Genomic DNA, 13,775 nt, shown 5'->3' with positions numbered 1-13,775 from the left:
GTTCCCTGATCGGCAAGCGACCGCTTAGTATGCGGTCGGACCCGGTCAGACGAAGCAGTCCCGTGGAGGCCCCGCATGCAGGCATGGCAAGTGCACGAGAACGGCGAGCCGAGCGAGGTGATGCGCCTGGCGGACACGCAGCGGCCCACGCCCGGGGACGGCCAGGTGCTGCTGCGGGTGCGCGCCGCCAACGTCAACTTCCCCGACGCGCTGCTGTGCCGGGGCCAGTACCAGGTGCGCCCGCCGCTGCCCTTCACGCCCGGGGTGGAGATCTGCGGCGAGACCCAGGACGGCCGCCGGGTGATCGCCAATCCGGTGCTGCCGTACGGAGGTTTCGCCGAGTACGCCGTCGCCGACGCCCGCGCCCTGCTCCCCGCGCCGGACGCGCTGGACGACGCCGAGGCCGCCGCCCTGCACATCGGCTACCAGACCGGCTGGTTCGGCCTGCACCGGCGCGCCCGGCTGGAGGCGGGGGAGACCCTGCTCGTGCACGCCGCCGCCGGGGGCGTGGGCAGCGCCGCCGTCCAGCTCGGCAAGGCGGCCGGCGCCACCGTCATCGGTGTCGTGGGCGGTGCGCGCAAGGCCGCCGTCGCCCGGGAACTGGGCTGTGACGTGGTGGTCGACCGGCGCGCCGAGGACGTCGTCGCCGCCGTGAAGGAGGCCACCGGCGGCCGGGGCGCCGACGTGGTCTACGACCCGGTCGGCGGCGAGGCGTACACCCAGTCCGCCAAGGTCGTCGCCTTCGAGGGCCGGATCGTCGTCGTCGGCTTCGCCGGCGGCACCATCCCCACCCCCGCCCTCAACCACGCCCTGGTGAAGAACTACTCGATCCTCGGCCTGCACTGGGGCCTGTACAACACCAAGAACCCGGAGCTGGTCCGGCACTGCCACGGACAGCTCACCGAGCTGGCCGCGCGGGGCGCCGTCAAGCCGCTGGTCAGCGAGCGGGTGCCGCTGGCCGGCGCGGCCGCCGCCGTGCAGCGGGTCGCCGACGGGGTGACCACCGGCCGGATCGCCGTCGTACCGGAGAACGGAGCCGCCGCATGACCGACGCCGGAGAACTGCGCAGCCGCACACGGGAGTTCCTCGCGCAGCACCCGCCCGCCGGCACCGACCGCCTGGACTTCCTGCGGGCCCGGTTCGACGCCGGTCTCGCCTGGGTGCACTACCCCGAGGGCCTCGGCGGCCTCGGCGCCCCGCGCTCCCTCCAGGGCGTCGTGGACGCCGAACTCCAGGCCGCCGGCGCCCCCGACAACGACCCCCGGCGCATCGGCATCGGCCTCGGCATGGCCGCGCCGACCGTCCTCGCCTACGGCACCGAGGAGCAGAAGCGGCGCTTCCTGCGGCCCCTGTGGACCGGGGAGGAGGTCTGGTGCCAGCTGTTCAGCGAGCCCGGCGCCGGCTCCGACCTGGCCGCGCTCGGCACCCGGGCGGTCCGCGAAGGCGACACGTGGGTGGTCAACGGGCAGAAGGTGTGGACCTCCAGCGCCCATCTCGCCCGCTGGGCCATCCTGATCGCCCGCACCGACCCGGACGTGCCCAAGCACCAGGGCATCACCTACTTCGTCTGCGACATGACCGACCCCGGCGTGGAGGTCCGGCCGCTGCGCCAGATCACCGGCGAGGCCGAGTTCAACGAGGTCTTCCTCACCGACGTCCGCATCCCCGACAACCACCGCCTCGGCGCGGTCGGCGACGGCTGGCGGGTCGCCCAGACCACGCTGAACAACGAGCGCGTCGCCATCGGCGGCATGGCCCTGCCCCGCGAGGGCGGCATGATCGGCCCCGTCGCGAAGACCTGGCGGGAACGCCCGGAACTGCGCACCCACGCACTGCACCAGCGGCTGCTGACGCTGTGGGTGGAGGCCGAGGTGGCCCGGTTCACCGGCGAGCGGCTGCGCCAGCAGCTCGTCGCCGGCCAGCCCGGACCCGAGGGCGCCGGCATGAAGCTCGCCTTCGCCCGCCTCAACCAGGAGATCAGCGGCCTGGAGGTGGAACTGCGGGGCGAGGAGGGCCTGTTGTACGACGACTGGACCATGCGCCGCCCCGAGCACGTCGACTTCACCGGCCGCGACGCCGGTTACCGCTATCTGCGCTCCAAGGGCAACAGCATCGAGGGCGGCACCAGCGAGGTGCTGCTGAACATCATCGCCGAGCGCGTCCTGGGCCTGCCCGCCGAACCGCGCACCGACAAGGACGTCGCCTGGAAGGACCTCGCCCGATGACGGATCTGCTGTACTCCGAGGAGGAAGAGGCGCTGCGCGCGGCCGTCCGCGACCTGCTCACGGACCACTGCGCACCGGCCGGCGTGCTCGCCCGCACCGAGTCGGACGCGCCCCACGACCGCGCGCTGTGGAAATCCCTCACCGAGGACATGGGCCTGGCCGGTCTCCTGGTGCCCGAGGAGCAGGGCGGCCAGGGCGCCTCCCACCGCGAGGCGGCCGTCGTCCTGGAGGAGCTGGGCCGGGCCGTCGCCCCCGTGCCGTACCTCACCAGCGCGGTCGTGGCCACCGAGGCGCTGCTCGCCTGCGGCGACCGCGAACTGCTGGCACGCCTCGCCTCCGGACGGACCATCGGTGCCCTGGCGGTCGGCCTGCACACCGGCCCGGCCGCCGGCGTCAAGGCCGTCCGGTTGGAGAACGGCGCCCTGCACGGCGAGCTGACCGGGATCGCCGACGCGGCCGTGGCCGACGTGCTGCTCGTCCCGGCCGACGACGGCGGCCTGTACGCCGTCGCCGCCGACGCGGTGACGGTCCTGCCGCAGACCTCCCTCGACCTCACCCGCCCGCTGGCCACCGTACGGTTCGAGGGCGCCGCCGGCCGCCGCGTCGGGGACGCGGGGCCCGCCGTGCGCCGGGCCCTGCGCGCCGCCGCCGGACTGCTCGCCGCCGAACAGCTCGGGGTCGCCGACTGGGCGCTGACGGAGACGGTCCGCCACCTGAAGGAGCGCAAGCAGTTCAACCGGCCGGTCGGCGGGTTCCAGGCGCTCAAGCACCGGCTGGCCCGGCTCTGGCTGGAGGTGGTCCACCTGAGGGCCGCCGCCCGCGCCGCCGCCGACGCCCTCGCCCGTGGCCGGGACGCCGACATCACGGTGGCCGTCGCCCAGGCGTATGCCGCGCCCGTCGCCGTACGCGCCGCCGAGGAGGCGCTGCAACTGCACGGCGGGATCGGCATGACCTGGGAGCACCCCGTCCACCTGTATCTGAAGCGGGCCAAGGCGGACTCGATCGCCTACGGCACGGCGGGCGCCCACCACGAGGCGCTGGCCGGGCTGGTCGACCTCCAGGCCCCCTGACGCCTCGCCGGTGAAGCCCGCCCCACCCGGGGCGGGCTTTCCGCGCGCCCGAAGTGAACAGCGCGCCAACTCCCCGTCGCGGGGGCTCCGTCGAGGCACACCCGCACGCATACTCTCCCCGGTCCCCACCATCCCCAGGGAGGCAGCGCATGGCCCTCACCACCCGTCGCGGAGCCCTCACCACCCTCGGCGCCGCCCTCGCGGGCACCCTCGCCCTGCCCGCGGGCGACGCGCTGGCCGGTGCACGCCGGCGGTGGCCCCGCCCGCTGTGGCAGGCCCACGCCCACAACGACTACGCCCACCCGCGGCCCCTGTACGACGCCCTCGACCACCGTTTCGGCAGCGTCGAAGCCGACGTCTTCCTCGTCGGCGACCAGCTCCTCGTCGGCCACGAGGCATCCGACCTCGACCCGACCCGCACCCTCGAATCCCTCTACCTCGAACCGCTGGCCGCCCGGGTCGCCGCCCAGCACGGCTGCGTCCACCGCGGTTCGCGCCGCCCGCTGCAACTCCTCGTCGACCTCAAGACCGAGGGCGCCTCGACCTACCTCGCGCTCGACCGCCGACTGCGCCGCTACCCGCACCTGTTCACCCGGTACGCGCACGGCCGCGTCCACCCCGGACCGGTCACCGCCGTCGTCTCCGGCGACCGGGCGGCCCGCACCCCGATGGCCGCGCAGACCGAGCGGCGCGCCTTCTACGACGGCCGGCTCGCCGACCTGGCCGCCGGCTCCGCCCCGGTCTCCCTGATCCCGCTCGTCAGCGACAACTGGACGCAGAACTTCACTTGGACCGGCACCGGGGCCTTCCCGGACGCCGAACGGCACAGGCTGCGGACCATCACCGCCACCGCCCACGCGCGCGGGCAGCGGGTCCGGTTCTGGGCCACGCCCGACACCGCCGGCCCGGCCCGGGACGCGCTGTGGGCCGAGCTGGTGGCCGCCGGGGTGGACCACCTCAACACCGACGACCTGGCCGGGCTGGAGGCCTTCCTCGACGCCCACGCCCCCGGGTAAGACCACACGAACGGCGGACGTGTCAGCCGCCCGGACGAACCCTCCGCTACGTCACACTTGCGCCCGAAACGCCGCACACGGGGCGTGGCGGAGGAGGTTCCGATGGCGATTTCCATCTCTGTGGTGCTGCTGCTCCTGGTCCTGGTCGTGATCTTCATGCGCAGTGGCGCGCTGAAGGTCTCCCACGGCCTGGTCTGCATGCTGTTCGGCTTCTACATGGCCTGCACGAGCATGGCGCCCACCATCCACAGCGGGCTTTCCGCGACCGCCGACCTGGTGAGCAGCCTGCGGCCCTGAGCGGGACGCGCCTCAGTCCGCCGAGAAGACGCCGACGCCGTTGGGCACGGGACGCTCGGTGCCGCCGCTGGGGTGGTTGCGCACGGTCACGGCGGAGTCGCCCGCCTCGCGGGTCACCATCTCCGTCGAGCCGCCGCCGTCCAGGTTGAACGCGTCGGAGGCGCCCAGCGACCGCAGGACGTCCGCCTCCTCGTGGACGGTCAGTCCCGAGCGGTAGTCCGCGCCCCCGTCCAGCGCCAGGAGCAGCAGTTGCCGGCCGCCGTCCTTGACGCCCACGGCCGTGCGCACCGCCGACGTCTCGTCGTCCAGCCCGGGCAGCGGGGCGCCGCCGCGGACGATCGGGAACCCGCCGACGGCGAACGCGTACGGCACTCCGGACGAGGCCGCCGTCAGTCCGTGCGTGATCCGCACCGGGTCGCCGACCGACAGCGCGCGCAGCTCGCGCGCGCCCTCCTCGCGGCCCACCAGGACCGTGGTGTCCGCGGGGATCGCGCCGCCGCCCGGGGTGCCGGAGACGGCGGCCACCCGGCCGTCGCGCACCTTCACCTCGTAGGCGTCCTCGCTGCACGGCGCCGAGCGCTGGGTGTCGGTGCCGCACACGGCGCGCTCGCGGGAGGCACCGCCCCAGCGCGCGGTGAACGCGCCGACGGAATTCACCGGCAGCGCGTACTGGTTGAGGCCCTTCAGCGGCAGCTCGCCCCCCGGTGTGGCGGCCGAACCGGTGAGGGAGAGCCGGTCCAGGCGGGCCCGCCGGTCGGTGCCCACGCCGAGCACCTCCCGGGTGTCGGTGCCCGGGGGCAGCGCGGGCCCGAACCGCTGGCCCTTGGGCACCGCCGCCTTGAGCACCTGCCCGTTCGCGACGGCCGGTCCGACGGGCGCGCCGGTGGCGTCCACGCCCGGGTGCTGGGTCTCGGTGATGTGGAAGAAGTCGCCGTTCACCCCGGCGACCGCCCCGGCCGAGTCCGCCAGCCGGGAGACCGTCGCCCGGGCCGCCACCGTGCCCGGGTACAGCAGGTCGACGCGGACGTGCGGGTTGCCCAGGTCCACCGTGAGCAGGTGGACGCGGGCCGTGCCCTTCGCCGCGTCGACGTCGAACTGCCGGTAGGCGACGCCCGGTGCGATCCGCCGGCCCGCCGGTGCGGCACCGGCCGGTGCCGCACCCGCCAGTACCGTGCCGGCCAGCACACCGAGCGCCGTGACCGTCGTGAGAACCGCTCCGCCCGCCGCCGAGCGCCCGCCGCGTCTGGTCACCCGTGCCTCCTGATGCCTCGTCAACCGCCCCCGTGTGCAGGGGCAGTGCAGCAGACTCGGGCGACCGGCGGTACGCCTACGCGTCGACGACGCGGGAACGGGTGAGAAAACGTACCCCCTCGGGTGCCTCCAGCGAGAAGCCGCTGCCGCGTCCCGGGACGACGTCCACGATCAACCGCGTGTGGCTCCACGCCTGGTACTGGCCGCGCGCCATCCAGAACGTCACGGGCTCCGGCACACCCGCCACGGCCAGCTCCGCCAGCAGCACGTCCGAACCGCCGGTGCGGAACTCGCCGTCGGGATAGCACATGGGGGCGCTGCCGTCGCAGCAGCCGCCGGACTGGTGGAACATCAGCGGCCCGTGCTCGGCCCGCAGCCGGCGCACCAGCTCCGCGGCGCGCGGGGTGAGTTCGACGCGCGGGGTCTCCTGTGCCATGGCACCGTCCCTGACAGTCGCGGGATTACCGCGTACCAGTCTCACGGTGCCTCAGCATGGCGTCCAGAGCGCGGGGTTGGCCGGCCCCGGACTACCGCCGGCCGGCGCGCCGCGCCAGCAGGGCGTACGTTCCCGAGGCCACCACCAGTCCGGCCGGCAGCGCCAGGTCCACGCCCAGGGCGGCGGCCACGGGTCCGGTGCAGACGCTGTCGACGCACAGCGCGGCGGCCGCCACCCCCGCCGTCAGGGCCAGCGCCCCGGGCCCGTGGACGCCGCCGGTGTACCAGAACGGCCCGCCGGGCGACTCGTCGGCGAGGGCGGCACCGTCGTAACGGCCCCGGCGCAGCAGGATGTCCGTGGCGTAGACGGCCGTGGCGGGGCCGAGCAGCAGCACGGTCAGCTGGAGCACGTCGCCGACGGTGTCGAGGAAGTCGGAGACCAGCAGCGCGTACAGGGTGAGTGCCACGGCCACCGCGCCGTCCACCAGGACGCTGAGCGTGCGCCGGATGCGCAGCCCGACGGCCTGCAGGGCGAGTCCGGCGCTGTAGGACGTCAGCGCGTTCAGCGCGATGGTGCCGAGGACCAGCGCGAGCAGGAACACCGGGCGGAACCAGCCGGGCAGCAGCCGCTGGAGCGAGGACTCCGGGTCGTTCATGTCGACGGCGGTCGCGGCGCAGGCGCCGATGCCGCACACCAGGACACTGGGCACGAAACCGCCGAGCGCCGTCCAGCCGGCCACCGCCTTCGCGGGCGTGGCGCGGGGCAGATAGCGCGAGAAGTCCGCGCTGGTGGTGTACGACAGCGGGCCCGAGGCGATGAGGGCGGTCCCGGCGGACACGGCCGCCCACAGGTCCGTGCCGGTCAGCGGTCGCCCGGGGGCGTAGCCGAAGTCGGTGTGCCGCAGTACCGCGACGCCCACCACGGCGAACACCGCCGACAGCGCCAGGGTGATCGGCAGGTAGAGCCGGACGATCGCGGCGTGGCCGTAGACGCCGATGGTGAGGGTGACGGCGGCGATCAGCACCACGACGGCCGCCTTCACCCCGGCGTTCAGCGGCAGGCCCGCCCGCTCCACGAGGGAGAAGGCCGCGGTCGCCGCCGCCGCGAGGTTCAGCGCGAAGTAGCACACGGAGATCAGCCAGCCGGTCACCGCGTTGTTCACCCGGTTCCCGCGCACCCCGTACAGCGCCCGGGTCACCACCTCGCTCGGCGCGCCCGCCACCGGGCCCGGCACCGCCAGCAGGCCGGTGAGCAGCCAGCACAGATTGCCCACGACGATCACCGCGAGCGCCTGCCACAGGCTCAGCCCCATCAGCACCAGCGCGCCGCCCACCACCAGGCTCAGGTAGTTGACGTTCGCGGCGGCCCACACGGAGAACAGCTCGCGCGGCCGGCCCCGGCGTTCGGAGTCCGGTACGGGGTCGATGCCGTGCGCCTCGACTCCGGTGCCCCCGGGGGACCGGGAGGAGGTGGCGCCGCCCGCGTCGCCGGACGCGGGCCGGGCGCCGGGGCGCGGGTCGGGAAGCGTGGACGCCATGGGGCCTCCGGAGGCGGTGGGATGGGCCTGGCCGCTTATTGAGCAGGTGACCAGTTGCTTATTGGTCGCACACTCAATAGCATCGCCGTCATGTCGTCAAGCGTTCAGCGCAAGCGGATCCGCAAGGACCCCGCCGCCCGGCGGGCGGAGATCGTCGCCGCCGCCGCGGCCGTCGCCTTGGCCGAGGGCCTGGAATGCGTCACCCTCCGCCGGATCGCCGAGGAACTCGCCGTCCGCCCCGGGCTGATCAGCCACTACTTCCCCTCGGCCGAGGACCTGGTCGCCGAGGCGTTCGGCAGCGCGGCGACCGGCGAACTCGACCGTCTCCTCCCGGCCGGGCGCGCCGGGCACACGCCCACCGGGCATCTGGCCCGCTTCCTCGCCCGCACCTCGGGGGAGGCGTACGACGCGATCAGCCGGCTGTGGATCAACGCCCGCCACCTCAGCCGCTACCGGCCCGTCCTGCGCGACCGGGTCGCCGAACAGGAGGCCGCCTGGCGCGGCCGGCTGGAAACGCTGGTCCGGGACGGAGTGGAAGCCGGCGAGTTCGTCGCCGCGGATCCGTCGGCGGTCGCCGTGCAGATCCTCGTCGTCCTCGACGGCCTGGGCGTCCACGCCAACACCGCGACACCCGAGCGCCCGGCCGCGGTCCTGCGCATGCCTCGCACCACGGCCGAGCGGGAACTCGGGCTGCGGCCCGGCACGCTCGACGAAGCCGCCGGCTGATCCCCCCGGCCCCCCGCTGTCCCCACCCCCTCCCGTGAGTGAAGGAGCCCTCCGTGCCCGCCGACCTCGTCCTGCTCTCCGCCCGGCTGCTCGACCCCGGCACGGGCGACCTCCTGCCGCACACCGCCCTCGCCGCGGAGCGGGGGCGGATCGGCTTCCTCGGCGACGACCGGGAGGCCCGCGCCCTGGCCGGGCCCGGCACCACCGTGGTCGACCTGCGCGGTGCGGTGGTCACCGCCGGGCTCACCGACGGCCACCTGCACCCGGTGTCCGGCGCCGAACGCACCATGGGCGTCGACCTGTCCGGCTGCCGCGACCTGGACGCCGTACGCGCCGCGCTCGCCGCTGCGGTACGCGACCTGCGCCCGGGTGCCTGGCTGCGCGGGTGGGGCCTGGACCCCAACGCCTTCGGCGCCGCGCCCGTGGCCACCGCCGCCCTCGGCCCCGTCCTCGACTCGGTGCCCGCGCTCGTCGACCTGTTCGACGCGCACTCGGCCCTGGCCAGCGAGCGGGCGCTGGAACTGGCCGGTGTCGACGGGCCGCGCGCCTTCGCCCAGGGCTCGGAGATCGTCTGCGACGCCGACGGCCGGCCCACCGGGCTGCTGCTGGAGGACGCCGCCTGCGAGGTCGTCGAGGCGGTCGCCCCCCGGCCCACCGAGGCCGAGGTGCGTGCCCGCGCCGCCGAGGTACTGGCCGCCATGGCGGCCTCCGGGCTCACCGGCGGGCACGCCATGGACGCGAACGGCGACAGCCTCGCCGTCTACGCCGCCCTGGAGGCCGAGGGCGCCCTGCCCCTGCGGCTGAGGATCGCCCCCTGGTGCCGGCCGGAGGCGGACGACGCCGACATCGCCGAACTGGTCCGGCTCCAGGGCACCGGGGGCGCGCTGTGGCGGGTGGCGGGCGTGAAGCTGTTCATGGACGGCACCATCGACAACGGCACCGCCTGGCTGGAGGCCCCCGACTGCCACGGCCAGTCGGACCACGCCCACTGGCCCGACCCCCGGCGCTACACCCGGGTGATCGCCGACCTGCACCGCGCCGGTGTGCCCACGGCCACCCACGCCATCGGCGACGCGGCGGTCCGCCATGTGCTCGACGCCGTCGAACGGGCCCAGACCGCGACCGCGCGGACGGGCGGTCCCGCCGGCACCGGCGTCGTACGGCACCGGGTCGAGCACATCGAGACCGTCCCCGACGACACCGTCCGGCGGTTCGCGCCGCTCGGCGTCGCCGCCTCGATGCAGCCCACCCACTGCTGCGAGTTCACCCGGGCGGACCACACCGACAACTGGTCGCGCCGGCTCGGCGAGGAGCGGGCCGGCCGCGCGTTCCGCTGCCGCGACCTGTGGGAGGCCGGGGCCCGGGTCGTCCTCGGCTCCGACTGGCCCATCGCGCCGTACCCGCCGCTGGCGGTCATGGCCGGCGCCCGGCACCGGCGGCCCGCCGACCTCTCGCTGCCCCCGCACGGCCCCGAGCAGGCCCTCACCCCGCTCCAGGCGCTCCAGGGCATGACCGTGTGCGCGGCCTGGGCGGCGGGCGAGGAGGACCGCGCCGGCCGGCTCGCGGTCGGCCACCGCGCCGACCTCACGGTGCTCGCCGACGATCCGCTGCGGGTACCCGACGGCGACCTGGCCGCACTGCCCGTACTGCTGACGGCGGTGGCGGGACGGGTCACGCACCGGGCGGCGGAGGTGTAGCGCGCGGGCCGGGGGAGGGGCGGGGCGTCGGTCTCGGGGGCCCGGCGGGCGAGGGGGCGCGCCGCTCGCGGTGGGGCCCGTGTTCAGCGGGCGCAATTCCGGCGTTCGCGGCGTTCCCGGAGGGCGCGGCGGGCCTCCGGCAGCAGCGGGAGCAGCGACACGACGACGACCAGGGCCACCACGAGCAGCAGATAGTCGTCGATGTGCGGCACGGACGCCCCCAGGGTGTACCCGGCGAGGACCAGCGCCTGCGACCACAGCACCCCTCCCACCGCCTGCCACAGCGTGAACGTCCCGGCGGGCACGCCCAGCACCCCGGCCACCGGGTGCAGCACCGTCCGCAGCAGCGGCACGAACCGGCCGATCACCAACGCCTTGCCGTGGCCGTAGCGGGCCAGCAACCGCTCCGCCCGCGCCGCCGCGGCCGTCACCCGGCGGCTGGACGTACGCGCCAGCAGCGCCCGCCCGCCGTGCCGCCCGAGCAGATACCCCACCTGGCCGCCGGCCACGGCCCCCACGGCCGCGCACACCAGCACCTGCCACAGCGTGAGCCGGGGCGGCTGCTGGGCGCCGCCCGCGCACAGCACCCCGGCCGGGAACAGCAGGGTGTCACCGGGCAGGAAGAAGCCGACGACCAGCAGGCCCGACTCCGCGAAGACCACCGCCAGCACGCCCAGCGCGCCGAAGGCGGCCAGCACCGACGCGCTGTCCATCGGGTTGACGGCGGTCACCTGCCCGCACCTCCCGGCCCGCTCGCGGACGCCTCCACTCCCCAGCATCACCCGCGCGGGCACCCCCGCGCGCCCCGGTTCTCCCCGTCCCGGCCCCGGGCCGGCCGGTTCCCCGGCGGCGCGCTCCGGCCGGTGTACGCGGTCGCCATCGACGCCGCCGAGTCGCAGGCCGGCGGGGGCGTGAGCCGGGGGCGTACCGCATTCGCGCCTCCGGCCGCATCGCCCATCGGACCCGATTCACTCGAATGGCTTAACGAAACCAGGCCTTGGCTTTTCATTTCATTCCTCTGGCTGAGAGGATGCCGAGGCCACCCTCTCCACATTTTTGTATGAAAATCTCAAAAGGGTGGCGAGTCGAATGTGAGAGCGCAGTGGCAGATATTTTCGACAAGCAGTTGACGGCCGTCATGCAGCACGCGACGCGCATGCGGCCGAGGGCCGTCTACAACGCACTCGAGGCACGCGGAGGGGAGGTGTTCCTGGGTGGAAAACGCCTGGTCATGGCCGCCCGAAACGATTATCTTGGCCTTTCCGGTCATCCCCGTGTCGTGGCGGCGGCGGCCGACGCGGCCCGTCGCTGGGGTGCCTCCGCCTCGGCGAGCCGGCTGATCGGCGGGACGCTCACCCTGCACGAGGAACTGGAGGCCAGGCTGGCCGCGTTCCTCGACGCCGAGGCGGTGATCGTGACCACCACCGGCTTCGAGGCCAACCTGGCGCTGGCTCCCCTGCTCGGCCGCGGTGACATCGTCTTCAGCGACAAGGCCAACCACGCCTCGCTGATCGAGGCGGTGCGGCTGGGCTTCGCCGACAGACGCTGGTACCGGCACTCGGACATGGCGGACCTGGAACGGAAGCTCGCGGCGGCCGACCCGGACGCCGCCAAGGCGATCCTCACGGACGGCCTGTTCTCCATGGAGGGCGACCTGTGCCGGCTCCCGGAGCTGGTCGCCCTCGCCCGGCGCCACGGCGCCCGCCTGGTGGTCGACGGCGCCCACGACATCGGGCTGCTCGGGCCCGGCGGACGCGGGGTGACCGACCACTTCGGGCTGCCCGACGCCGTCGACCTCCACACGGGCACCCTGTCCAAGGGCTTCGGCTCCATCGGGGGCTTCCTCGCCGGGCCGGCCGAGGTGATCCACTACCTCCGCCACACCTCGCGGTCCGTCATCTTCACCACCTCGATCCCTCCCGCATCGGCCGCGGCGGCGCTGGCGGCCCTGACCATCATCGAGTCGGAGCCCGAACGCCGGGCGCGCGCCTTCGAGGTGGCCCGGCAGGTGCGGGACGGCCTGCGCGGCCTCGGCTTCGACACGGGCGACTCGGTCACCCCGATCGTGCCCGTGATCACGGGACGCAAGGAGCTGGCCACGGCCCTGTGGCGGGAGGTGCTCACCGAGGGCGTCTTCACCAGCGCCGTCTCCGCACCGGCCGTACCCGAGGAACGCTCGCTGGTCCGGCTGTCCCTCCAGGCCACGCACACCGACGAGGACATCGACCGCATCCTCCAGGCGTTCGCCCACGCCGGCCGCCGCCTCGGCCTCATCCCCGCCGGGCCCCCGCCCGTCCCGGTGCAGCCGACCCTGAGGGAAACGCTTCTGGACTGGGTGTCATGAGCGTCGCGGTCACCCCCGTGCAGACGCGCACCGATCTCACCGCCTTCATCCGGCTCCCGTACCACCTGTACCGCGACGACCCGCGGTGGGTGGCCCCGCTGGAGCGCGAGCGCCGTTCCTTCCTGGACCCGGCCCGCAATCCGTACCACCGGGTGGCCGAGGTCAGACTCTTCCTCGCGCGGCGGCACGGCACCGTCGTCGGCAGGATCGCGGCCATCGTCGACCCTCGCTACAACGAGCGGCACGGAGCGGACCGGGGACTGATCGGGTTGTTCGAGTGCGCCGACGACACCGAGGCCGCCGCGGCCCTCTTCGACGCGGCGGACGACTGGCTCGCCGCGCAGGGGATGACGCGCACCTTCGGCCCCCTCGGATTCACCACCAACGACGAGTGCGGCATCCAGATATCGGGTTTCGATCAGCCGCACGTCCTCATGATTCCCCGCACCCGGCCGTATTATCCGCAACTCTTCTCCGCATGTGGATTCGAGAAGGCCAAGGATCTGGTCTCGTACGCCATTCCGATTCCCGGCGACGGGGAACCGCCCGCGGAATACCGTGAAGCCGCGGACCGCGTTCTCGCGACCCCGGGGCTCACCGTCCGGCCGATGGATCCGAAGCGGACGGAAGCCGATATGGAGACCGTCCGGAATCTCTACAATGAAACGTTCACCCGCAGCTATGGCTCGGTCCCCATCGACGAGGCGCAGTTCGGCTACACGATGCGCAAGCTGAAGCCCCTGCTGCGTCCCGGCCTCCTCCAGATCGCGGAGCTGCACGGCACACCCGTCGCCTTCCTGCTCTGCCTGCCCGACGCCCACCAGGCGCTGCGCGCGGTCCGCGGCCGGTTCACCACCTTCGGCCTGCCCATCGGGCTGATCCGGGCCGCGCGGGCCGTCCGCCGTATCGACCGCGTGCGCTTCGCCGCCATGGGCGTGGCGAAGGAACACCGCTCCCGTGGTCTGGCGGCGGCCCTGGTCACCCAGGCGCAGCGGGCCGCGTTCCGTCTCGGGTACACCGAGATCTCCTACTCCTGGGTCCTGGAGGACAACCACGCCTCCCGCCGCCACGGCGAGGCCCTCGGCGGCGTCCACACCCAGACGCACCGCCTCTACGAGCGCGCCACAGCCGGGTCGTGAGGCTCCGGAACCGGCTCGGAAGATCACGGTGATCTCT

General features: G+C 74.5%; 13 protein-coding genes. 9 read left to right on the top strand and 4 right to left on the bottom strand.

Annotated features, from left to right (window positions below):
• The first annotated feature begins 75 nt into the window (after positions 1–75).
• From ACZ63H_RS04250 to ACZ63H_RS04230, 5 genes are all read left to right on the top strand, one after another.
• Positions 76–1,047, top strand: a complete 972-nt coding sequence (locus ACZ63H_RS04250; protein ID WP_469861987.1) for an NADPH:quinone oxidoreductase family protein — start codon at positions 76–78, stop codon at positions 1,045–1,047.
• Complete coding sequence (locus tag ACZ63H_RS04245; protein ID WP_469861985.1) at positions 1,044–2,225, top strand: acyl-CoA dehydrogenase family protein; 1,182 nt, start codon at positions 1,044–1,046, stop codon at positions 2,223–2,225. The genes ACZ63H_RS04250 and ACZ63H_RS04245 overlap by 4 nt, the downstream gene beginning before the upstream one ends.
• Positions 2,222–3,295 (top strand): acyl-CoA dehydrogenase family protein, encoded by a 1,074-nt coding sequence (locus ACZ63H_RS04240; protein ID WP_469861983.1) that lies wholly within the window; start codon positions 2,222–2,224, stop codon positions 3,293–3,295. Before ACZ63H_RS04245 ends, ACZ63H_RS04240 begins: the two co-directional genes overlap by 4 nt.
• 149 nt (positions 3,296–3,444) lie before the next feature.
• Positions 3,445–4,311, top strand: coding sequence for a phosphatidylinositol-specific phospholipase C/glycerophosphodiester phosphodiesterase family protein (locus ACZ63H_RS04235; RefSeq protein WP_469861981.1), 867 nt, complete (start codon positions 3,445–3,447; stop codon positions 4,309–4,311).
• A 102-nt stretch (positions 4,312–4,413) separates the two neighbouring features.
• A complete protein-coding gene (locus ACZ63H_RS04230; RefSeq protein ID WP_318204784.1) occupies positions 4,414–4,608 on the top strand; it encodes a hypothetical protein in 195 nt (64 codons plus the stop codon).
• 12 nt (positions 4,609–4,620) lie between these two features.
• Here ACZ63H_RS04230 and ACZ63H_RS04225 read toward each other — a convergent pair whose 3' ends face one another.
• The 3 genes from ACZ63H_RS04225 to ACZ63H_RS04215 form a co-directional block, all read right to left on the bottom strand.
• Positions 4,621–5,859, bottom strand: coding sequence for a phosphodiester glycosidase family protein (locus ACZ63H_RS04225; protein WP_469861979.1), 1,239 nt, complete (start codon positions 5,857–5,859; stop codon positions 4,621–4,623).
• A 76-nt stretch (positions 5,860–5,935) separates the two neighbouring features.
• Complete coding sequence (locus ACZ63H_RS04220) at positions 5,936–6,295, bottom strand: DUF779 domain-containing protein (protein ID WP_318204785.1); 360 nt, start codon at positions 6,293–6,295, stop codon at positions 5,936–5,938.
• A 91-nt stretch (positions 6,296–6,386) separates the two neighbouring features.
• Positions 6,387–7,832, bottom strand: a complete 1,446-nt coding sequence (locus tag ACZ63H_RS04215) for a purine-cytosine permease family protein (RefSeq protein WP_469861977.1) — start codon at positions 7,830–7,832, stop codon at positions 6,387–6,389.
• 90 nt (positions 7,833–7,922) lie between these two features.
• Between ACZ63H_RS04215 and ACZ63H_RS04210 the strand changes: the two genes are divergently transcribed.
• Positions 7,923–8,558: a TetR/AcrR family transcriptional regulator gene (locus ACZ63H_RS04210; protein WP_469861975.1), complete on the top strand. Its 636-nt coding sequence runs from the start codon at positions 7,923–7,925 to the stop codon at positions 8,556–8,558.
• A 53-nt stretch (positions 8,559–8,611) separates the two neighbouring features.
• Positions 8,612–10,255: an amidohydrolase gene (locus ACZ63H_RS04205; RefSeq protein WP_469861973.1), complete on the top strand. Its 1,644-nt coding sequence runs from the start codon at positions 8,612–8,614 to the stop codon at positions 10,253–10,255.
• 83 nt (positions 10,256–10,338) lie between these two features.
• Here the strand turns inward: ACZ63H_RS04205 and ACZ63H_RS04200 are convergent, their stop codons facing one another.
• Positions 10,339–10,986, bottom strand: a complete 648-nt coding sequence (locus ACZ63H_RS04200; protein ID WP_469861971.1) for a DedA family protein — start codon at positions 10,984–10,986, stop codon at positions 10,339–10,341.
• A 299-nt stretch (positions 10,987–11,285) separates the two neighbouring features.
• Here ACZ63H_RS04200 and ACZ63H_RS04195 point away from each other — a divergent pair, with 299 nt between their 5' ends.
• Together ACZ63H_RS04195 and ACZ63H_RS04190 are read left to right on the top strand one after the other, a co-directional pair.
• On the top strand, positions 11,286–12,599 hold the full coding sequence (locus ACZ63H_RS04195) for an aminotransferase class I/II-fold pyridoxal phosphate-dependent enzyme (protein WP_469862234.1): 1,314 nt from the start codon (positions 11,286–11,288) through the stop codon (positions 12,597–12,599).
• Positions 12,596–13,738 (top strand): GNAT family N-acetyltransferase, encoded by a 1,143-nt coding sequence (locus ACZ63H_RS04190; protein ID WP_469861969.1) that lies wholly within the window; start codon positions 12,596–12,598, stop codon positions 13,736–13,738. Before ACZ63H_RS04195 ends, ACZ63H_RS04190 begins: the two co-directional genes overlap by 4 nt.
• Positions 13,739–13,775 lie beyond the last annotated feature (37 nt).

The sequence above is a fragment of the Streptomyces sp. NPDC104831 genome, from assembly GCF_055583025.1.
This window is presented reverse-complemented; position numbering and strand designations above follow the sequence as displayed.

What these genes read in the sequence shown, in the direction of transcription:
- ACZ63H_RS04210 (WP_469861975.1), top strand. Translation starts at nt 7,923, where the DNA reads ATGTCGTCAAGCGTTCAGCGCAAGCGGATCCGCAAGGACCCCGCCGCC.
- ACZ63H_RS04190 (WP_469861969.1), top strand. Translation starts at nt 12,596, where the DNA reads ATGAGCGTCGCGGTCACCCCCGTGCAGACGCGCACCGATCTCACCGCC.
- ACZ63H_RS04195 (WP_469862234.1), top strand. Translation starts at nt 11,286, where the DNA reads ATGCCGAGGCCACCCTCTCCACATTTTTGTATGAAAATCTCAAAAGGG.
- ACZ63H_RS04230 (WP_318204784.1), top strand. Translation starts at nt 4,414, where the DNA reads ATGGCGATTTCCATCTCTGTGGTGCTGCTGCTCCTGGTCCTGGTCGTG.
- ACZ63H_RS04250 (WP_469861987.1), top strand. Translation starts at nt 76, where the DNA reads ATGCAGGCATGGCAAGTGCACGAGAACGGCGAGCCGAGCGAGGTGATG.
- ACZ63H_RS04215 (WP_469861977.1), bottom strand. Translation starts at nt 7,832, where the DNA reads ATGGCGTCCACGCTTCCCGACCCGCGCCCCGGCGCCCGGCCCGCGTCC.
- ACZ63H_RS04240 (WP_469861983.1), top strand. Translation starts at nt 2,222, where the DNA reads ATGACGGATCTGCTGTACTCCGAGGAGGAAGAGGCGCTGCGCGCGGCC.
- ACZ63H_RS04235 (WP_469861981.1), top strand. Translation starts at nt 3,445, where the DNA reads ATGGCCCTCACCACCCGTCGCGGAGCCCTCACCACCCTCGGCGCCGCC.
- ACZ63H_RS04220 (WP_318204785.1), bottom strand. Translation starts at nt 6,295, where the DNA reads ATGGCACAGGAGACCCCGCGCGTCGAACTCACCCCGCGCGCCGCGGAG.
- ACZ63H_RS04245 (WP_469861985.1), top strand. Translation starts at nt 1,044, where the DNA reads ATGACCGACGCCGGAGAACTGCGCAGCCGCACACGGGAGTTCCTCGCG.